The sequence below is a fragment of the Pseudomonas sp. Irchel s3f19 genome (assembly GCF_900187555.1).
GTDB lineage: Bacteria > Pseudomonadota > Gammaproteobacteria > Pseudomonadales > Pseudomonadaceae > Aquipseudomonas > Aquipseudomonas capeferrum.
Genome location: NZ_FYDW01000015.1, coordinates 39215 through 58005, shown reverse-complemented (window position 1 = coordinate 58005; position 18791 = coordinate 39215). Strand labels below are relative to the sequence as shown.

Sequence of the window (18791 nt, the reverse complement as noted above, 5' to 3'; positions counted from 1 at the left end):
TTTTCTGCGACAGCCGGAAATTGTATCCACAAATCCCCCCGGAACCAATGACTATCGGAGTTGTCAGGGCTGCCTTTTGGTGCTCGGACCGCGATGCCGGAAATCGTCCCTGCGTCCTGGCGCAGGAACGATTTTGCCAGTTGCCTAGCCAGGCAAGCTCATATGCAACAACGGAAATGGCCGCCCCTCGCCATCCAGCGCAGAGCGCCCCGTTTGCACAAACCCGTAATGCAGATAAAACCCCACGGCCTCGGGGTTCTGCTCGTTCACATCAACGCTCAATGCGCTGCGCGAACTGCGGGCGTAATCCAGGAGCGCGCGGCCAATGCCTTGCCCACGCAAATCGGGATCGATAAAGAGCATTTCCACATGGTGCTGATTCAGCCCGATAAAGCCCTGCGGGCAGTCGTCAGCATCGACTGCAACCCACAGCTCGACCGCGGGTAGGTAAACGTCGCGCAGCTGCGGTAGCAGCGCGTCTATGTCGGATGCCTGCAAAAAATGGTGAGTGGCGCGAACGGCGCGCAGCCAGATGTCGAGCAGCAGCGAGTGGTCGGCGGCGTTGGCCTGACGAATGATCATGGAAGCAACCTTTTGCACTTGATGACGGATAGCGGCACGCCATTGAGTGGCGACCGTATAAGTGTCGGCATCATGAATGCCCGCTTCGCGATTTAACGCCTGGGCGGTGCACAGCAGAGGTAGCCGAAAAGGAAGGGGCTGAAAAAATACTGGGCGCCGCAGGGGGCGTCAAGGCCAGAGCCCCTGCAAACACCAGGTGCTCAGATCGAACGCTGGTTCACCCGCGCGGTAAGCTGTTCGGCGCTATACGGCGATGGCTTCATGCGGCCGCTGTCGTTTGAACGACTGCGAGCCGCCGCATACCTGCATCACGGCCAGGGTTTTGCCTTGGGTGGGGCGCACGGCGCCAAGGGCCAGGGGTATCCAATCGATCGGTGCCTTGAACACGGCCGATAGGGAACCATGTGCGCATGAACAGGACTTGCACATATGAATAATCAGATTTTGGCTCTTCCTTGTAGGACGCTTCTGAATAACCCTTTGCAGGCCATTGCGTCATTGCGATGGAAAGCTGAGCCCCCTAGTCTCGCTGGGTCGTTGCATATTCAACGACCGGGTCTGCAAGCCCGTAGCTTGGATTGGTCTCAGTGGCTGTTGGCTTTGCTCAATGGTGGCTGCGTGTGGGTGGCCCTCGGGCCAGCCGGGCAATTGACCTCCAAGTCCGGTCTTGCAGGCCCGCACGTAGCCGCCACCCATTCATCTGCAAGTGATTTGGCGACGGTCCGACTTTAATGTTGTCTGGAGGTTGTCATGCTCAAGATCGTCCCCGACCCACCTTGCTCCCCCGATGCCACTCATTACCTCGAAGACACCCTGATCCAGGCCACGGAGTACGTACTCTGCGCCTTGGCAGTCGCCCATCACGCCGTCTCCACGCTGCCCAAGTCGCCCGCCTCGATCATGACCCTGGCAGTCATGCACGAGATGGAGGCCGTGCGCTCATTGCTGGAATCGGCGGTTGCGCAGGTGCAACTGACGCAACGGCCGCAGATGCATACGTTGCATTGACGTTCACCCGTGCCGGGGCTGCCTTGCAGCCCTTCGCGGGTAACCCGCGCCCACTGGGTCGTCAACTCGAATGCAAAGGTTGTTTTCTGCGCGACAGCGCAAGGGGATTTGAAATGGACAAGACAATACCAGAAGGCACCGGCACGCTGGTTTTGACCGTAGGTTCAGCGTCGTGCATGGACGGCGTGATAAAGGGAAAGCGCCTGTTTCGCGTTGAAGCCGGCAACTGCTGCAACCATGCCATCGAGCAGGCCTCGCTGCTGCTGGATTGCTCACGACGGGCATCGTTCATCGGTGTGATGGACGACGAACCTGTGCTGGTCTGGGCTTCGCACTTTCTTTGCGAAATGGCCAAGGCGCTGATGGATGATGCGCACATGGGTATGCGTAAACAACGCTGATGCGTCTCGGGGCTGTTGGCTGTTGCCCCCGCAACAGTGTTTCGCAAACAGTGCTTGAATTGGCTCGGGCGGCCAAACCCGTTAAGGTGTCGCCCCTCGCAAGGACTGCCCCGCTTCAGGACGTTTACGATGCCACTTTCGCCTAGTGCCACGCCGCCATTTGGCTTGCTCAGCGGTCGCCGGTTCACACCCGCTGCGTCACTCAAACCATTGCTTGAGGGGCATTCGCAACTGCTGGTTCCCGGCCCGGAAACGGTCTGGGCCATCGGCGAGGTCGACCTCGGTGCTTCGATGCACCTGCTGCGTTTCTATCTGGACGATGAAGACTATTGGCTGCAAGTGCTGATGAACGGTAGCGAAGTGGGTGATACCGTATTGTTCGGTTATCACAGCGCTGTACCGATCCGCGACGCGTCGCACCTTCAGCGCCTTGTCGGCAGCCAGTCCAAGGTCGGCCTGCCGATCTACGAACACGACGGCTACCTGTATTCCCGCCAGTGGGGCCAGGAGGCAGGCCAGGCCAAACTGGTTCCGTTGCACGAGCGCGTGACCAGCCCTGATGCGCGCTATGGCATCCAGCACCTGTCGATGCTCTACGCCCGCGATACCGGCCTGCCAGAGCGTCGCGAATTCCTGCTGCTGTCAGCGGAGGAGGACGAGCAGGGCAACGCCACTTTCACCACTTCGTTGGGCGTCACCCTACACCCCACGGACTTTCACGTAACCTGACAAGGACTCACCATGCTCGACGCTCTGCGCCTGTCGCTCAATGCCACTGCAGTGACTGGCTTCATCCTTTATATCAGCGTGGCACTGTTGCTGTTCTGGCTGTTCCAGTTCATCTATACCCGCCTTACCCCGCACCGCGAGTTCGCGCTCATTCGTGAGAACAACCCGGCCGCGGCCATTGCCCTGGGCGGTTCGCTGATCGGCTTTTCGCTGCCGGCCAGCAATATCATTGCCTACAGCGTCGGCATCCTCGACGTGGTGGCCTGGGTTGTGATCGCCGCAGTGGTGCAGTTGCTTGCCTTCGGCCTTACCAGCCTGGTGCTGCGCGGCCTGTCCAGGCGTATCGCGGCAGGCGAACTGGCCGCTGCCATCTACGCTGCCAGCGTGGCGATCAGCGTCGGCTTACTCAATTCGGCTTGCATGACCCCGTCGGCCTGATGCACTAGGAGCCCCCATGAAATCCCCAATGAGACGAAGCTCCGTCAAGCTGGTGCTGGCCAGCTCGCTGCCCTTGGCGTTGACCGCGTGCAGCCCGCAAGAAGAAACCTACACCGTCAGCCAGCAGGTGAACTACGGCAGTGTCGAAGCCTGCGTCAACGACAAGGTGCCGGAGAAGGCGTGCAACGATGCCTACAAGCAGGCGCTGGCCGAGTACCGGCGCACCGCCCCGACCTATGTATCGAAGCCCGACTGCGAAGCCGAATTCGCCCCTGACGGTTGCCAGATAGGCGCCGGTGGCCGTTACATGCCTCGCATGAGCGGGTTCGAGCTGGACACCGCAGGTGAAGTCACCCAGTCCCAGGTCGATGCGGCCCACGCTCAGGGCGGCGGCTATGGCCATGTCGCCACCGCCGTGGTCGCTGGCATGCTGCTGGGGCAGATGACCAACAGCGCCGACCGCCGTTATCGCGCGCAGCCGCTGTATACCTACCGCGATGGCGCCGGGCAGCGCAGTGGCCTGCTTGGGCAGCGATATGGTTCCGCCGGGGGCATTCAGCGCAACAAGGATGAGCAGAGCAGCAGTGGCGGTTCGTCCGGCGGCGGCGGTGCTGGCTATGGCGCCTCAGGCCGCACGGCGTCGCGCTCAGCCGTCTCTGCGTCCATCTCGCGGGGTGGGTTTGGCAGCCAGGCCACGGCCCGCAGTGGCTGGGGCGGCAAGTCCGGCAGCTTCTTCGGGGGGTAGGCATGCGCAAGGTCGAGCTCGCAGAGCGCCCAGGTTGGCGCGCCACTGCCCAACAAGAGGGCTTTGCCTTCCACACCCTCGATGGCGAGCGCTACTGGGACGAGCGGGGCTACTACCAATTCAGCCAGGCCCAGGTCGAGCGCGACTTGCAGGCCCCGACCGAAGCACTGCACGCGATGTGCCTGGACGCCGTTGATCGTATCGTCGACAGCGAGGCGCTGATGACGCGCCTGGCCATTCCTGCGGCATTCTTCGACCTGGTGCGGCACTCGTGGCTAGCGCGGCAGCCGCATCTGTATGGGCGCTTTGACTTCAGCTATGACGGCCATGGCCCGGCGAAACTGATCGAGGCCAACTACGACACGCCTACCTCGCTGTACGAGGCGGCGGCGTTCCAGTTGATCTGGCTTGAAGAGCAGATCCAGCGGGGCGTTCTGCCCGCGCATGCCAGCCAGTTCAATACCCTGGCCGAAGACCTCATTCAGGCGTTTGCCGCGCAGCAGGGGCAGGGCACGTTCTACTTCTCGACCATCTCGGGCTCGGTAGAGGACCGTGGCACAACGGACTTTTTGCGCAAGATGGCCGCGCACGCCGGTATTCCCACCCGGCATATCGACCTGGAGGACATCGGCCTGAATGGCGAGGGGCGTTTCGTTGACCTGGAGGGGCAGCCGATTCAGCGCTTGTTCAAGCTGCACGCCTGGGAGCACATCTTCCACGAAGCCTTCGGCAAGGCCATCCCAGGTTGTGACACGCAGTTCATCGAGCCGCCGTGGAAGGCGCTGATCTCCAACAAGGGCATCTTGCCGTTGCTGTGGGAATGGCACCCAGGGCACCCCAACCTGTTGCCGGCCTTCATCGACGATAACCCTTCGCGGCCTGTGCCCAAGGGCTGGGTACGCAAGCCGTATTTCTCGCGGGAAGGGGCCAATGTGGACATCCGCACCGGCGAGGGGCAGCGGGTGTTCGAAGACGGGCCCTACAACGATGCGCCGTACATCCTGCAAGGGTTCGCGCCGTTGCCCAGGTTTGCTGACAGCTACACGCTGATCGGTTCGTGGGTAGTCGGTGACACAGCGGCGGGTATCGGCATCCGTGAGGATGACTCACTGATTACCAAGGACAGCTCGCGGTTTTTGCCGCATGTCGTGCTGGACTGACGGGCCGCGAAGCGGGGCAGCTGAAACCCCCTGAACCTCACGTCGGTTTCAGGATGCGCCTGGTCGTTCGCATGCAACCCTGCGCCGCCACAAGTGCCATGCTTGCAGGATGCCCTCGGGCCAGTGCGCGCAGACGCACGGCCATGGGCAAGGAGGCTGCCGACACCACGCAACCGTGACGTGGCCGGTACGCCGCAGCAGAACACGCCGGCCCCTGCCTCTACAACGCGAAGGCAGGGTCCGTGATGCCGAGGTCCGCTGTATGCCTGATGAACTGCTCCACCTGCCTTTGATCCACAGCATCCTGGCCCGTGAAAAGGAGACCCCCGGCGCCCTGTTGCCGATCCTTCACGCCATTCAGCAAGGCATCGGCTTCGTCCCCGATGCCGCTGTCGCCGAAATTGCCCATGCCCTGAACCTCAGCCTGGCCGAGGTGCGCGGGGTGATCAGCTTCTACCACGACTTCCGTACCACGCCGCCTGCACGCCATACCTTGCGCCTGTGCCGGGCCGAGTCATGCCAGAGCCGTGGCGCCGAGGCCTTGGCCGCGCAACTGCGCGACCAATTGGCGCTGGACGACCATGGCACCAGCGCCGACGGCGCCATCAGCCTGCGCCCGGTGTACTGCCTGGGCGCCTGCGCCTGCTCGCCAGCACTGGAGCTGGACGGCCAATTGCACGCACGCCTCACGCCTGAGCGCCTGCGTGCCCTGGTAAACGGTTGCCTGGAGGGCGAAACATGTTGAAGGTGTTCATCCCCTGTGATTCGGTAGCCCGCGCCGTGGGTGCCGACCAGGTTGCCGAGGCCGTGCAGCGCGAGGCCGAACGCCGGCAGTTGGCGGTCGATATCCAGCGCACCAGTTCGCGTGGCCTGTACTGGCTGGAGCCGCTGCTTGAATGCGAAACCGCACAAGGGCGCCAGGGTTTCGGCCCGGTCACGGTGCACGATGTGCCGGCGCTACTCGATGGCTTGGCAGGCGAGGCCCACGAGCATGCCCTGGCCTTGGGGCCGGTTGAGCAAATCCCTTATCTGAAAAGCCAGCAACGCCTGCTGTTCGCCCGGGCCGGGGTAACCCGGCCGCTGTCGCTGGACGACTACCGTGCCCACGGCGGCTTTGCCGGCCTGGAACACGCGGTGGCGCTGGACGGCGCCGAGGTGGTTGCCGCAGTGCTTGATTCCGGCCTGCGTGGCCGTGGCGGTGCGGCGTTCCCGGCTGGCATCAAATGGCGCACCGTGCGCGATGCCGGGGCTGGGCAGAAGTACGTGGTCTGCAACGCCGACGAAGGCGACTCCGGTACCTTCGCCGACCGTATGCTGATGGAAGGCGACCCGTTTCTGCTGATCGAAGGCATGATCATCGCCGGCCTGGCCGTGGGGGCCGACAAAGGCTACATCTACGTGCGCTCGGAATACCCCGACGCCATTCGCGTGCTCGACCAGGCCTTTGCCATCGCCCGTGACGCCGGCTACCTCGGTGTGAACGTGGCCGGCAGCGGCAAGGCCTTCGACCTGGAAGTCCGGGTTGGCGCTGGCGCTTATATCTGCGGCGAAGAAACCGCGCTGCTGGAGTCCCTTGAAGGCAAGCGCGGCATCGTCCGCGCCAAGCCGCCCTTGCCGGCCCTGCAGGGCCTGTTCGGCTTGCCGACCCTGGTGCACAACGTACTTACCCTGGCCTCGGTGCCGATCATCCTGGCCAAGGGCGCGGCGTTCTACCGCGACTTCGGCATGGGCCGTTCGCTGGGCACCATGCCGTTTCAGCTGGCCGGCAATATCCGCCACGGCGGCCTGGTGGAGCGGGCGTTCGGCCTGACCCTGCGCGAGCTGGTGGAAGGCTATGGCGGCGGTACCGCCAGCGGCCGGCCACTGAAGGCCGCGCAGGTCGGTGGGCCGCTCGGTGCCTGGGTGCCGCCCAGCCACTTCGACACGCCGCTGGACTATGAAGCCTTCGCCGCCATGGGCGCGATGCTGGGCCACGGCGGTGTGGTGGTGGCCGATGACACCCTCAACATGGCCAGCATGGCGCGCTTCGCCCTGCAGTTCTGCGCCGAGGAATCCTGCGGCAAGTGCACGCCCTGCCGCATCGGCTCGACCCGTGGCATGGAGGTGGTGGATCGGCTGATCGCCAGCACCGATTTCACCGAGCGCCACGACCACGCCCTGCTGCTGCGCGACCTCTGCGACACGATGCAGTACGGCTCGCTGTGCGCCATGGGCGGGATGACGGCCTACCCCGTGGCCAGCGCGCTCAAGTACTTCCCCGCCGATTTCGGTCTGACTCAGACGGAGGCCGCACAGTGATCAATTTTTTCGACCCCGAGACCGATCTTGGCACCCCGGCCCGCGACAGCCAGGTGCGGGTCAGCCTGAACATTGACGGCCGCGCGATCAGCGTGCCTGCCGGTACCTCGGTGATGCGCGCCGCCGCCATGCTCGGCACCAGCATCCCCAAACTGTGCGCCACCGACAGCCTTGAAGCGTTCGGCTCGTGCCGCATGTGCATGGTGGAAATCGACGGCATGCGCGGGTATCCCGCCTCCTGCACCACCCCTGTCAGCGAAGGCATGGTGGTGCGCACCGAAACCCCGCGCCTGGCCGGGCTACGGCGCAATGTGATGGAGCTGTACATCTCCGATCACCCGCTGGACTGCCTGACCTGCTCGGCCAACGGTAACTGCGAACTGCAGACCGTCGCCGGCCAGGTGGGGCTGCGTGAGGTCCGCTACGGCTACGACGGCGCCAATCACCTGGCTGAGAAGAAGGACGTCTCCAACCCGTACTTCGACTACGAACCCAGCAAATGCATCGTCTGCAGCCGCTGCGTGCGCGCCTGCGAAGACATCCAGGGCACCTTTGCCCTGACCATCACCGGGCGTGGTTTCGACTCGCGGGTGGCGGCGGCGGGGGGCGATAACTTCCTGGCCTCCGAGTGTGTGTCGTGCGGTGCTTGCGTGCAGGCGTGCCCGACCGCCACCTTGACCGAAAAGAGCCTGGTGCAGCTCGGCCAGCCCGAACGTGCGGTGATCACCACATGCGCCTACTGCGGTGTCGGCTGCTCGTTCCGTGCCGAGATGAAGGGCGACCAGTTGGTGCGCATGGTCCCGGACAAGAACGGCGGCGCCAACCACGGCCACGCCTGCGTCAAGGGCCGCTTCGCCTGGGGCTATGCCACCCACCCGGACCGCATCACCAAGCCGATGATCCGCAAGCGCCTCGAAGACCCGTGGCAGGAAGTCAGCTGGGAAGAGGCGGTAAACTATGCGGCCAGCGAGTTCCGGCGCATTCAGCTCAAGTACGGGCGTGATTCGATTGGCGGCATCACCTCCAGCCGCTGCACCAACGAAGAGGCTTACCTGGTGCAGAAACTGGTGCGCGTGGCGTTTGGCAACAACAACGTCGACACCTGCGCCCGGGTGTGCCATTCGCCCACCGGCTACGGCCTCAAGCAGACCCTCGGTGAGTCGGCCGGTACCCAGAGCTTCGATTCGGTGATGCAGGCCGACGTGGTGCTGGTGATTGGCGCCAACCCCACCGACGCCCACCCGGTGTTCGGCTCGCAGCTCAAGCGCCGCCTGCGCCAGGGCGCGCGGCTGATCGTCATCGACCCACGGCGCATCGACCTGGTCGACTCGCCCCACGCCCGCGCCGAGCTGCACCTGCAACTGCGCCCTGGCACCAACGTGGCCATGCTCAACGCCCTGGCCCATGTGATCGTCAGTGAAGGCTTGCTGGCCCAGCGCTTTATCGACGCGCGCTGCGAGACCGAGGACTTCGCCCGCTGGCGCGACTTCGTCAGCCTGCCAGAGAACGCGCCGGAAGTACTCGGCCCGGTCTGCGGCGTGCCTGCCGAGCAGATCCGCGCCGCAGCCCGGCTGTACGCCACCGGCGGCAATGCGGCCATCTACTACGGCCTGGGTGTCACCGAGCACAGCCAGGGCAGCACTGCGGTGATGGGCATCGCCAACCTGGCCATGGCCACCGGCAACATTGGCCGCGAAGGGGTAGGGGTGAACCCACTGCGTGGGCAGAACAACGTGCAGGGTTCGTGCGACATGGGCTCGTTCCCGCACGAACTGCCCGGCTACCGGCATATCTCCAACGAAGGGGTACGTGCCGAATTCGAGCGGGCCTGGGGCGTGACCTTGCAACCCGACCCGGGCCTGCGCATTCCCAACATGTTCGAAGCGGCCCTGGATGGCAGCTTCAAGGCGCTGTACTGCCAGGGTGAGGACATTGCCCAGAGCGACCCCAACACCCAGCACGTCACTGCGGCCCTGCATGCCATGGAGTGTGTGGTGGTGCAGGACATCTTCCTCAACGAAACGGCCAAGTTCGCCCACGTGTTCCTGCCGGGCAGTTCGTTCCTTGAAAAGGACGGCACCTTCACCAACGCCGAGCGGCGTATCTCGCGGGTGCGCAAGGTCATGGAGCCGCTGGCCGGCAAGGCCGACTGGGAGGCCACGGTGGCCTTGGCCAACGCCTTGGGCTACCCGATGCAGTACCGCCACCCGTCCCAGATCATGGACGAGATCGCCCGCCTGACGCCGACCTTCCACCGCGTCAGCTACGCCGAGCTCGACCGCCATGGCAGCCTGCAGTGGCCGTGCAACGATGCCGCGCCCGATGGCACGCCGACCATGCACATCGACCAGTTCGTGCGCGGCAAGGGGCGCTTCATGCTCACGGGTTACGTGCCCACCGACGAGAAGGTCAACAGCCGCTACCCGCTGTTGCTGACCACCGGGCGTATCCTCAGCCAGTACAACGTTGGCGCCCAGACCCGGCGCACCGGCAACGTTGCCTGGCATGATGCCGACCGCCTGGAGCTGCACCCGACCGATGCCGAGAGCCGTGGCATTCGCGACGGTGACTGGGTGGGTATCGGCAGCCGTGCCGGGCAGACGGTGCTGCGCGCCAAGGTCAGTGCGCGGGTGGCGCCGGGGGTGGTGTACACCACGTTCCACTTCCCTGAGTCTGGCGCCAACGTGATCACCACCGACAACTCCGACTGGGCCACCAATTGCCCTGAATACAAGGTGACGGCGGTGGAGGTGGTGAAGGTGTTCCACCCGTCTGAATGGCAGAAGCGCTACCAGGACTTCAGCGACGAACAGCGCCGCCTGCTCAAGGAGCGCCGCACCGCCGAGCAACCGGAGAACGCCGAGGTGCGCCGATGAGCAGCGACAACCTGGTCAAGATGGCCAACCAGATTGCCCATTATTTTGACAGCGAACCGAACCGGGTGCTGGCGGTGCAGGGGGTGAGGCAGCACTTGCAGAGCTTCTGGACGCCGGCGATGCGCCGGCAGTTGCTGGCGTGGAGCGAGGCCAATGGCGGGGAAGGCCTGGACCCAAAAGTGCGCGAGGCGCTGACCTAGCCCTTCGCGCGAGGCAACGCCTTGCCTGTGTAGGAGCGGCCTTGCCGGGGCGCCGGACCGGTCGGAAAGGGCCGCATAGCGGCCCCAGGTTCTGTGGCGCAGCAAAAATCGCCGGGGCCGCTACGCGCCCCTTTCGCGACGCAAGGCCGCTCCTACAAAAGCATGTTGATGCTGTGCTGGGCCTACCCGCGGGCCAGTTCTGTCAGGTGGGCAATCGCTTCTTCGCTCTTGAGCACCAGCACATCCCCTTCGAGCGAGTCGAGCACCACCTCCGACGTATTGCCGATCAAGGCACCGGAAATCCCCGTGCGGGCCACCGTGCCGATCACCGTGACCACGGCGCCGAACCTCTTCTCGGTATGGGGTATCAGCACATCGGCCGGGCCTTCGGCGACATGCAGGCGTTCATCGCTGATGTCGAACTCGGCTTGAAACGCGCGGCAGGCTTCGCGGTAGCGCTCTGCAATGGTCTCGCTGAGCTGGTAGACCGGGTCCGCAGCCGACAGCATGGGGGAGGGGTGCGCACTGATGACGTGCAACTGACCTTTAGCCAGGCCGGCAATGGCATAGCCATGGTCGATGATGCTTGCGTGCAACCGGCGGTGATCCTCATCCTGGTTGCCGACATCCACGGCCGCCAGAATTGCCCCGCCCGTCCATGGGCGCTCGGTTTTCACCATCAGCACCGGGCTGGGGCACAGGCGCAGCAGCTTCCAGTCGCTGGGCGTCAGCAGTGCTTTTTTCAGGGGGTTGTCCGGCCGGTGCTCCTTGATGACCAACTCGCAGCCTTCAGCTTGCTGCACCGCGATGATCGACTCGTGAAGGGTGTCGTGCCAGGCCTGCTCAAAGGTCACATTGTCATACCCGTCATCGTGCAACTGGCTGCACAGCAGGCTGAGCAGTGCGCTGTGGTCCTGCTTCTTGTCACACATCAACAGGTGCAGGCGCGCGCCGGTCACCCCTGCGATTAGCTTGGCGCGGGTCAAGGCCCGGCTATGGGCATGCGCGGGGTCGAGGACGACGAGGATGCTGCGGACGGCTTGCATGGGCTTGAGCTCCGTTCAAAGATGGCGGCCAATGCCTGACTATAGTCGGCGCCCCACCCGCCGCCGCTTGATGTACATCAAGCATAGTCACTGGCGCTGCCGCTTGCCGCCGGTATAATCGCCGGCCCTGCCTGTTCTGTCTGGTTGCACGTTTATGTCCTTGATCCCCGAAATCGACGCCTTTCTTGGCTGCCCGACCCCAGATGCCTGGATCGAAGCGGCGCTTGCCGACCAGGAAACCCTGCTGATCGACCACAAGAACTGCGAGTTCAAGGCCGCCAGCACCGCCTTGAGCCTGATCGCCAAGTACAACACGCACCTGGACCTGATCAACATGATGTCGCGCCTGGCCCGTGAAGAACTGGTGCACCATGAGCAGGTGTTGCGCCTGATGAAGCGCCGGGGTGTGCCTTTGCGCCCGGTGTCGGCCGGGCGTTATGCCTCGGGCCTGCGCCGCCTGGTGCGTGCCCATGAACCGGTCAAACTGGTGGATACCCTGGTGGTGGGGGCTTTCATCGAAGCACGCAGTTGCGAGCGCTTTGCCGCACTGGTGCCGCACCTGGATGAAGAGCTGGGTACCTTCTACCACGGCTTGCTGAAAAGTGAAGCGCGCCATTACCAGGGCTACCTGAAGCTGGCCCATCAGTATGGTGAGGCAGCGGACATCGCCGGCCGGGTGGAGCTGGTACGTGAGGCCGAGGCCGAACTGATCCAGTCACCGGACCAGGAGCTGCGCTTCCATAGCGGTATCCCGCTGGCGCAGGCCGCCTGAAACCGGTCAGGCGGCGCTGCGGCCGTTAGCGCTGCTTAGTAACGGCGGCCCAGCAACAGGCCGACCACCAGGCCGAAGCCTGCGGACACGGCAACGGTCTGCCAGGGGTGGCCGCCGATGTAGTCCTGGGTGGCATCCACCACCGGCTGGGCCTTGTCACGCACGTTGCTCGCCGCCTGGCGGGCCTGGCGCAGTTTCAGGCTGACTTGGGCGCGCAGGGTTTCTGCCTCCTCGCCAACCAGGGCTGCGCTGTCGTTGAGCAGCTTTTCGGATTCTTCGATCAATGCCTGCAGTTCGCTGAAGACCTGATCCTTGATCTGATCGCTGGCGGCTTGTGCGGCGTTTTTTCGGGCCATGAACTCATCCTCGTCAATGGGGGGGTGAACAATGGATGCCGGCGCGTCGGGAAAGTTGCGCCGGCTTTCCGGTGACGCATCGCTACGGTGTAAGATAGCGGCCATTTTCAACAGGCAGGTACCTTCATGAGTTTCAATCTGGCCAACAAGAGCTTCGAGGAACGGGCGCAGATCGAGGCAGAGAAGGCGCGGTTGTTCGAAATGTGGCAGAGCAACCTGGGCAAGGCCAAGGGCGAAGCGGCCCGGCTGATTTCCGAAAAGCCACGGCGCAAGGGCAAATGGGCCGAGTGGGTGCGTGCCGAGCTTGAAAGCATGTCGCCGCCTGAATACGCCAGCATGGTGCGCAGTGAGGTCAACAAGATGATGGCCGCCGCCAACAACAGCCGCTGAGGCTGGTTACCCGCCAGCGCCTGCAGCCTTCGGCAAATCCAGCGTGCCTTCGTCGGTGAAGCGGACGGTGCGCAGCCACCCGCCTGCCAGTTTGCCGCGCAGTACATAGGGTAGCCCTTGCAGCGAATTGCGCTGGCCCAGGCCATACGCCTGGCGCAGGAAGGAAAACGCGGTGACGCTGACCGGCACCACGATCACCGCTTCGTCGAACCGGCCTATATGCACCTGCTGGTCACTCACCCCGGCGGCCAGCGGCTGGCCGTTGACCTGCAGGTCGAGCGCGATGCCGTTGTAGTCGATCGGGGTTTCGTTAGGGTTCTGTACGCGTATTTTCACCGCCATGCGCAGTTCCAGCTCCTGGCCGGGCAGCGGCTCGATGCCGATCACGCTGATGTTGAGCGGGTCGCGCGCTTGGAACAACGCACAGGCGCTGAGGCCGAACGCCAACAGCAGTACCAGGCAGCCGCGGGCACAGCGGTGCAAATGGGCAGTCATGGGTTGCAACCTTGCCAGAAGAATTCAAGCGTCAGTGTGGCAAATGCTCTCTGACGTTGAAAGTGGCGTGCACAATGAAAGATACTGTTTCTCATTAACGCCCGACAATTCCTCTTACTGGCCTTTCTCCTACCTCATGCTGACGTCTCCCGTGTCTGGTCTGCTGGCGAGTTTCCAGGAGCACTACGACGACCTCCTGCAGTTCCTGACCCGGCGCATGAGCGATCGACAGCGCGCCGCCGACGTCGCGCAGGAGACGTACCTGAAGCTGGTGAAGATCGACCAGCAAGCGGTCACGGTGCTGCATGCGCGCAGCTTCATCTTTCGGGTCGCGGGCAACCTGGCGATCGATGCCTTGCGCCGTGAGCAACGCAACGCTGCCCGTCACGATGACAGCGATGGCACAGGGGAGGTGGCCTGCCCGGCGCCGGCGCCCGAGGCGGCGTTACTTGCCCGCGAGCGCCTGCAGATACTCGACGAGGCGCTGTTGCAGCTGCCCAGCAATGCCCGCCAGGCGCTGTTGCTCAACCGCATCGAAGGCCTGACCCAGGCACAGATTGCACAACGGCTGGGCGTTTCCGAAAGCATGGTGGCAAAATACATCGGCCAGGCGCTGCGCCATTGCCGTGACTGGCTCAAACACAACCATGACTGAGCCTTACGCCATGCCTGCAGCCCAACCGCTCAGCGACCTCAGCGACGATGCCATCGATTGGCAGGTGCTGTTGCACGCGGGCAATGCCACGGCGGCGGACCACGCCCGCTACCAGCGCTGGTGCGCATTGAGCCCGGCGCATGCCGAGGCGGCGCGCGAGGCGCAAGCGCTGTGGCAAGACATTGGCCACACCCCGACCGCCCAGGTTGTCGCGCCACCACCCGTGCGGCGCCGACGGCACTGGGCGGCCGGCTTGGCGGCCTCGGTGGTGGTGCTGGCCGCAGGCTTTACCGGCTGGCAGCAGGCCCCAATCTGGCTGGCGGACTACCACACCGGGCTGGGGCAGCGGCAGGCTATTACCCTGGCCGATGGCTCGCGGGTACTGCTGAACAGCGGCAGTGCCTTGACGGTGGCATTTACCGACCGCGAGCGCCGAGTGGTGCTCAATGCTGGCGAGGCCTTGTTCGAAACGGCCAACGACGCACGGCCCTTTGTGGTCGATACCGAAGGCGAGGCGGTGCGGGGCACGGCGGCGACGTTCAGCGTGCGCCGCGATGGCCGCGTGGTGCTGGCCCAGGGCGAGGCCACGGTGGGTGAGCGCAGGGTGCCGGTGTCGCCCGATGCCAGTGCACAGACCGCCTGGCAGCGCGGCAAGCTGATTTTCAACGGCAAGCCGCTGGGGCAGGTGCTGGCGGAGCTTGAGCGTTACCAGCAGGGGCGCATATTGCTGTCCGATACCACGCTGGCCGCCCTGGAAGTGAGCGGGGTGTTCGACCTCGATGAGCCCCAGGCACTGCTGCGTACCTTGGAGCAGCGTTATGGCCTGAAGGTCACCTACCTGCCCTGGTTGGCCGTGGTGCACTGACCCTGCAAAAAATAATCGAAATATTTTTCATCTGCCGCTGCAAGTTCATGCAGGCCAGATCGTCGTAGTGGGACTGATCAGCAACTCATTCTCATTTACGACTTGTCTGGAAGCTCATTCGTGGCCCTTACGCTCAAGCCCTTGCACCGCACCAGCGGTTCTCTCCATCACGCCTTGCTGTCTTGCAGTGCCCTGGCCATGTTGGCCGGCCCACTGCAGGCGTTGGCCTCGACCGCTGCGCAAGCGGCCCAGGTTGAAGCCCGCCAGGTGCAGTTGGACGTGCCGGCCCAGCCACTGGACCAGGCCCTGACGGCGTTCGCCGACCAGGCCGGTTTGCACTTGCTGTACACCACCGGTGATGTGTCGGGCCTGAATAGCCAGGCCTTGCAGGGCAGCTACAGCATCGAGCAGGCGTTGCAGCAGTTGCTGGCCGGCAGTGGCATGGGCTGGCAGTTCAGCGATGCCCGCACCGTCACCCTGCGCAAGGCGGACACTGCGCCGCAGGCTGTCAACTTGAAGCCCATCGAAGTCAGCGTCGCCTCGCGCACGAGCACCGCCATCAGTGAAATCCCCGGCACCGTCTGGGTGGTCGACCAGCAGCAACTGCGCGAGCAGATCGACAGCGGTGTGAGCCTGAAGGAAGCCATCGGCAAGCTGGTGCCGGGCCTGGACCTGGCCCCAGAGGGGCGCACCAACTACGGCCAGAACATGCGTGGGCGCAATGTGCTGGTGATGATCGACGGGGTCAGCCAGAACAGCTCGCGCGGCCTGTCGCGCCAGTTTGACAGTATTTCGCCGTTCAACGTCGAGCGTGTCGAAGTGCTGTCGGGTGCCAGTGCCCTCTACGGGGGTGGCGCCACCGGCGGCATCATCAACATCGTGACCAAGAAGGGCGAGCCCGGCCCGGCACGCTTCGAGACCCAATTAGGAGCCAGCAGCGGTTTCAACAACAGTGACGACCTGGCCACCCGCATCGCCCAGTCGATCAGCGGCGGCAACGAGCGGGTCAGCGCCCGCCTGGGCATCTCCGGCGAGCAGAATGAAGCCTTTTACGACGGCGCTGGCGACCAGATCTTCATCGACAATACCCAGACCGACCTGCAGTACAACCGCACAATCGACGTGCTCGGCACCTTGGGCCTGACCCTGACCGACGAGCAGAGCCTGGACCTGCTGGCCCAGTACTACGACTCGGGCAACCACGGCAGCACGGGTATCTACTTCCCCAACCTCAACCACAACGCCCCCTCGGACCTGGAAGACGCCGAACTGCGCAGCGGCTATTCCTCCGACCTCGAGCCACGCACCCGGCGCCTGTTGCTCAACGCCAACTACCATCACACCGATGTGCTGGGCCAGGACTTCTACCTGCAGGCCTCGTACCGCAAGGAAGACGACAACTTCTACCCGTTTCCGTACTACAACCGCGCCACCCCCACCGGGTCGCGCGGGGTGTACTTCGCCGCATCACAACAGAACTTCGAAGTCACCAGCCTCAAAGGCCTGTTCGCCAAACAATGGGATGCGCTCAAGCTGACCTACGGCGTCGACCTGGACCGCGAGCGCTTCAACGCCGAACAGACCACCTTCGATGCCCTGACGTCATCCGAAAGCGGTGGCCTGGAAATGGACAAGGCCAGCAAGGCCGCGCGCTACCCCAGTTACCGGGTTGACGGTGTGTCGGTGTACGCCCAACTCGACTGGCATGCCACCGACAACCTGACCTTGTCCGGTGGCGCGCGGCGCCAGCAGATGGACGTGGATGTCAGCGATTTCAAAGGCGTACCCGGCGGCAGCAACGATTATCAGGTCAGCCTGTACAACGTCGGCGCCATTTACGATTTCAAGAATGGCCATCAGCTGTGGACCAACTACGGTGAAGGTTTCGACCTGCCAGACCCGGCCAAGTACTACGGCAAGCCAGGCCTGAGCGTCGCCGACAACCCGCTGGCCGGTATCAAGAGCCGCCAGGTCGAACTCGGCTGGCGCTTTGCCGACTTGGACTGGGACGCCCAGGCGGCGCTGTACTACATCTGGTCGGACAAGATCATCAACGTCGACTCGCAAACGCTGACCATCAACGTCGAAGAGCAGAAGAGCCGCGACTTTGGTTTCGAAGGTGCGTTGACCCGTCACTTCCAGAGCGGTTGGGAGGCCGGTGGTACCTTGCACCTGACCCGTTCCGAAGAAGAGGCCGCTAACGGTGGCTGGAACAAGCGCGATGCCCGCTATGCGTCGCTGTCCAAGTCCACCGCGTTCGTCGGCTGGAAGGGCGATGGCCGCAGTGCGCGGCTGCAGGCCAACCACGCATTCAGCCTCAAGGACGATGCCGATCACGAAATCGACGGCTACACCACTTTCGACCTGCTGGGCAGCCAGGACACTGGCTTCGGCACCTTCAGTGCAGGCATCCAGAACTTGCTGGACAAGCAGTACAGCACGGTCTGGGGGCAGCGTGCGACGTTGTTCTATGCACCGACCTATGGGCCAGCGTACCTGTATGACTACCAAGGGCGTGGGCGCACCTACACCCTGACCTGGAGCATGGCCTACTGATTGGCGCAGCCTGAAAACCCTTGGGCTACAGTGACGGGCAGCCCCCTTTGCCGAGGTGTCCGTCATGCGTCGATCGCTGTGCCTGTTGTCCGTGTGCCTGGCCCTGCCGCTGCAGGCCCAGGAAAAGGTCGTCAACCTCTACAGCTGGGCCGACTATGTCGCCCCGCAAACCCTTCAGCGCTTTGAGCGCGAAACCGGCTACAAGGTGCGCTACGACACCTTCGACACCACCGAGGTGCTGGAGACCAAGCTGCTGACCGGGGGCAGCGGCTACGATGTGGTGGTGCCGTCATCCACCGTGCTGGCCCGTGCCCTCAGGGCCAATGCCCTGCAGCCGCTCGAAGCCCAGGCCATGCCGGGTTATGCCAACCTCGACCAGGACCTGCTGGCCAAGCTGGCCGAGGCCGACCCCGGCAACCGCTATGCGGTGCCCTATACCTGGGGCACTTTGGGCCTGGGGGTGAATGTCGAGGCCGTACGCCAGCGCCTGGGCGATGTGCCGCTGGACAGCCTCGACCTGTTGTTCAAGCCCGAGTACGCCAGCCGCCTGAAGGACTGCGGTATCGCCATGCCCGACTCGCCGCAGGAAGTGATCGGCCTGACCTTGAACTACCTGGGCAAGGACCCCTACAGCCAGGACAAAACCGACCTTGCAGCGGCGCAGAAACTGCTGAACCAGCTGCAGCCTTCGATCCGCTATGTCGCCAACGGCCGGCAGATCAGCGACCTGGCCAACGGCAGTGTGTGCCTGGCACTGACCTACAACGGCGATGCGGCGATGGCCGCCGACCAGGCCCGCCGTGCGGGCAAGCCGTTCGAGCTGATCTACCGCATCCCCCAGGAAGGCACCGTGGTCTGGCAAGACAACCTGGTCATCCCCAAGGATGCGCCGCACCCTGAAGCGGCCCGGGCGTTCATCGCCTTCATGCTCAAGCCGGAGTCGGTTGCGGCACTGACCAACACGCTGTTCTTCGCCAATGCCAATCGCGCAGCCACGCCCTTGGTGGACGAAGCCGTGCGCAACGACCCGGACATCTACCCGCCTACCCAGGTACGTAAGCGGCTGTATGCCGACCGCAGCATGGCGCTTTCCGACCTGCGCCAACGCAACCGCCTGTGGATGGCCTTTCGCACCGGCCAGTAAACCCGCCCGTGCGGGTCCATACTGAAACATCAGGAATTATCTCCAGCTGCATTCACACTTTTGCCGCGAACCCCT

At 64.0% G+C, this 18791-nt stretch carries 19 protein-coding genes and 2 pseudogenes; 16 read left to right on the top strand and 5 right to left on the bottom strand.

The window, feature by feature from the left end; translation table 11 throughout:
- Positions 1-144 precede the first annotated feature (144 nt).
- Positions 145-582, bottom strand: a complete 438-nt coding sequence (locus CKW22_RS24000) for an acetyltransferase (RefSeq protein ID WP_033700370.1) — start codon at positions 580-582, stop codon at positions 145-147.
- A 279-nt stretch (positions 583-861) separates the two neighbouring features.
- Positions 862-987: pseudogene (locus tag CKW22_RS28220) on the bottom strand (arsenical resistance protein ArsH); the annotation flags it as partial.
- Positions 988-1332: 345 nt separating this feature from the next.
- On the opposite strand from CKW22_RS28220, the gene CKW22_RS23990 reads away from it, so the two are divergent.
- The 10 genes from CKW22_RS23990 (at position 1333) to CKW22_RS23945 (ending at position 10437) form a co-directional block, all read left to right on the top strand.
- On the top strand, positions 1333-1590 hold the full coding sequence (locus CKW22_RS23990; protein WP_033700369.1) for a hypothetical protein: 258 nt from the start codon (positions 1333-1335) through the stop codon (positions 1588-1590).
- Positions 1587-1991, top strand: a complete 405-nt coding sequence (locus CKW22_RS23985; RefSeq protein WP_238347543.1) for a DUF3077 domain-containing protein — start codon at positions 1587-1589, stop codon at positions 1989-1991. Before CKW22_RS23990 ends, CKW22_RS23985 begins: the two co-directional genes overlap by 4 nt.
- A gap of 54 nt (positions 1992-2045) precedes the next feature.
- Positions 2046-2720, top strand: a complete 675-nt coding sequence (locus CKW22_RS23980) for a DUF2491 family protein (protein WP_371856445.1) — start codon at positions 2046-2048, stop codon at positions 2718-2720.
- A 12-nt stretch (positions 2721-2732) separates the two neighbouring features.
- Positions 2733-3158, top strand: coding sequence for a DUF350 domain-containing protein (locus CKW22_RS23975; protein ID WP_033700365.1), 426 nt, complete (start codon positions 2733-2735; stop codon positions 3156-3158).
- A 28-nt stretch (positions 3159-3186) separates the two neighbouring features.
- Complete coding sequence (locus CKW22_RS23970; protein WP_177447961.1) at positions 3187-3903, top strand: DUF1190 domain-containing protein; 717 nt, start codon at positions 3187-3189, stop codon at positions 3901-3903.
- 2 nt (positions 3904-3905) lie between these two features.
- A complete protein-coding gene (locus tag CKW22_RS23965) occupies positions 3906-5063 on the top strand; it encodes a glutathionylspermidine synthase family protein (protein WP_033700362.1) in 1158 nt (385 codons plus the stop codon).
- 262 nt (positions 5064-5325) lie between these two features.
- Positions 5326-5808 (top strand): formate dehydrogenase subunit gamma, encoded by a 483-nt coding sequence (locus CKW22_RS23960; protein WP_033700360.1) that lies wholly within the window; start codon positions 5326-5328, stop codon positions 5806-5808.
- Entirely contained in the window at positions 5802-7361 is a 1560-nt protein-coding gene (locus tag CKW22_RS23955) for an NADH-quinone oxidoreductase subunit NuoF (protein ID WP_033700359.1), read from the top strand. Before CKW22_RS23960 ends, CKW22_RS23955 begins: the two co-directional genes overlap by 7 nt.
- Positions 7358-10237: a formate dehydrogenase subunit alpha gene (gene fdhF, locus CKW22_RS23950; RefSeq protein WP_095065261.1), complete on the top strand. Its 2880-nt coding sequence runs from the start codon at positions 7358-7360 to the stop codon at positions 10235-10237. The genes CKW22_RS23955 and fdhF overlap by 4 nt, the downstream gene beginning before the upstream one ends.
- The gene (locus tag CKW22_RS23945; RefSeq protein ID WP_033700355.1) at positions 10234-10437 is read left to right on the top strand and encodes a formate dehydrogenase subunit delta; all 204 of its coding nucleotides are present in this window, start codon (positions 10234-10236) and stop codon (positions 10435-10437) included. The genes fdhF and CKW22_RS23945 overlap by 4 nt, the downstream gene beginning before the upstream one ends.
- A gap of 182 nt (positions 10438-10619) precedes the next feature.
- Here the strand turns inward: CKW22_RS23945 and CKW22_RS23940 are convergent, their stop codons facing one another.
- Positions 10620-11483, bottom strand: a complete 864-nt coding sequence (locus CKW22_RS23940) for a universal stress protein (RefSeq protein WP_095065259.1) — start codon at positions 11481-11483, stop codon at positions 10620-10622.
- Between the two features lie 154 nt (positions 11484-11637).
- Between CKW22_RS23940 and CKW22_RS23935 the strand changes: the two genes are divergently transcribed.
- Complete coding sequence (locus CKW22_RS23935) at positions 11638-12255, top strand: tRNA-(ms[2]io[6]A)-hydroxylase (protein ID WP_033700351.1); 618 nt, start codon at positions 11638-11640, stop codon at positions 12253-12255.
- A gap of 35 nt (positions 12256-12290) precedes the next feature.
- On the opposite strand, the gene CKW22_RS23930 is transcribed toward CKW22_RS23935, so the two are convergent.
- Positions 12291-12611 (bottom strand): YqjD family protein, encoded by a 321-nt coding sequence (locus tag CKW22_RS23930; protein ID WP_033700349.1) that lies wholly within the window; start codon positions 12609-12611, stop codon positions 12291-12293.
- Positions 12612-12737: 126 nt separating this feature from the next.
- On the opposite strand from CKW22_RS23930, the gene CKW22_RS23925 reads away from it, so the two are divergent.
- Complete coding sequence (locus tag CKW22_RS23925) at positions 12738-13001, top strand: hypothetical protein (protein ID WP_033700347.1); 264 nt, start codon at positions 12738-12740, stop codon at positions 12999-13001.
- A gap of 6 nt (positions 13002-13007) precedes the next feature.
- Here the strand turns inward: CKW22_RS23925 and CKW22_RS23920 are convergent, their stop codons facing one another.
- Positions 13008-13496 carry an LEA type 2 family protein gene (locus tag CKW22_RS23920; RefSeq protein ID WP_095065257.1) on the bottom strand — a complete coding sequence of 163 codons (489 nt, stop codon included), beginning with the start codon at positions 13494-13496 and terminating at the stop codon, positions 13008-13010.
- 136 nt (positions 13497-13632) lie between these two features.
- Here CKW22_RS23920 and CKW22_RS23915 point away from each other — a divergent pair.
- The 4 genes and pseudogenes from CKW22_RS23915 to CKW22_RS23900 all read left to right on the top strand — a co-directional run.
- Positions 13633-14139, top strand: a pseudogene (locus CKW22_RS23915) (RNA polymerase sigma factor); the annotation flags it as partial.
- A gap of 4 nt (positions 14140-14143) precedes the next feature.
- A complete protein-coding gene (locus tag CKW22_RS23910) occupies positions 14144-15016 on the top strand; it encodes a FecR domain-containing protein (RefSeq protein ID WP_315972656.1) in 873 nt (290 codons plus the stop codon).
- 120 nt (positions 15017-15136) lie between these two features.
- The gene (locus CKW22_RS23905) at positions 15137-17572 is read left to right on the top strand and encodes a TonB-dependent receptor (RefSeq protein WP_050506115.1); all 2436 of its coding nucleotides are present in this window, start codon (positions 15137-15139) and stop codon (positions 17570-17572) included.
- A 64-nt stretch (positions 17573-17636) separates the two neighbouring features.
- Positions 17637-18716, top strand: coding sequence for an extracellular solute-binding protein (locus tag CKW22_RS23900; RefSeq protein ID WP_033700343.1), 1080 nt, complete (start codon positions 17637-17639; stop codon positions 18714-18716).
- Positions 18717-18791 lie beyond the last annotated feature (75 nt).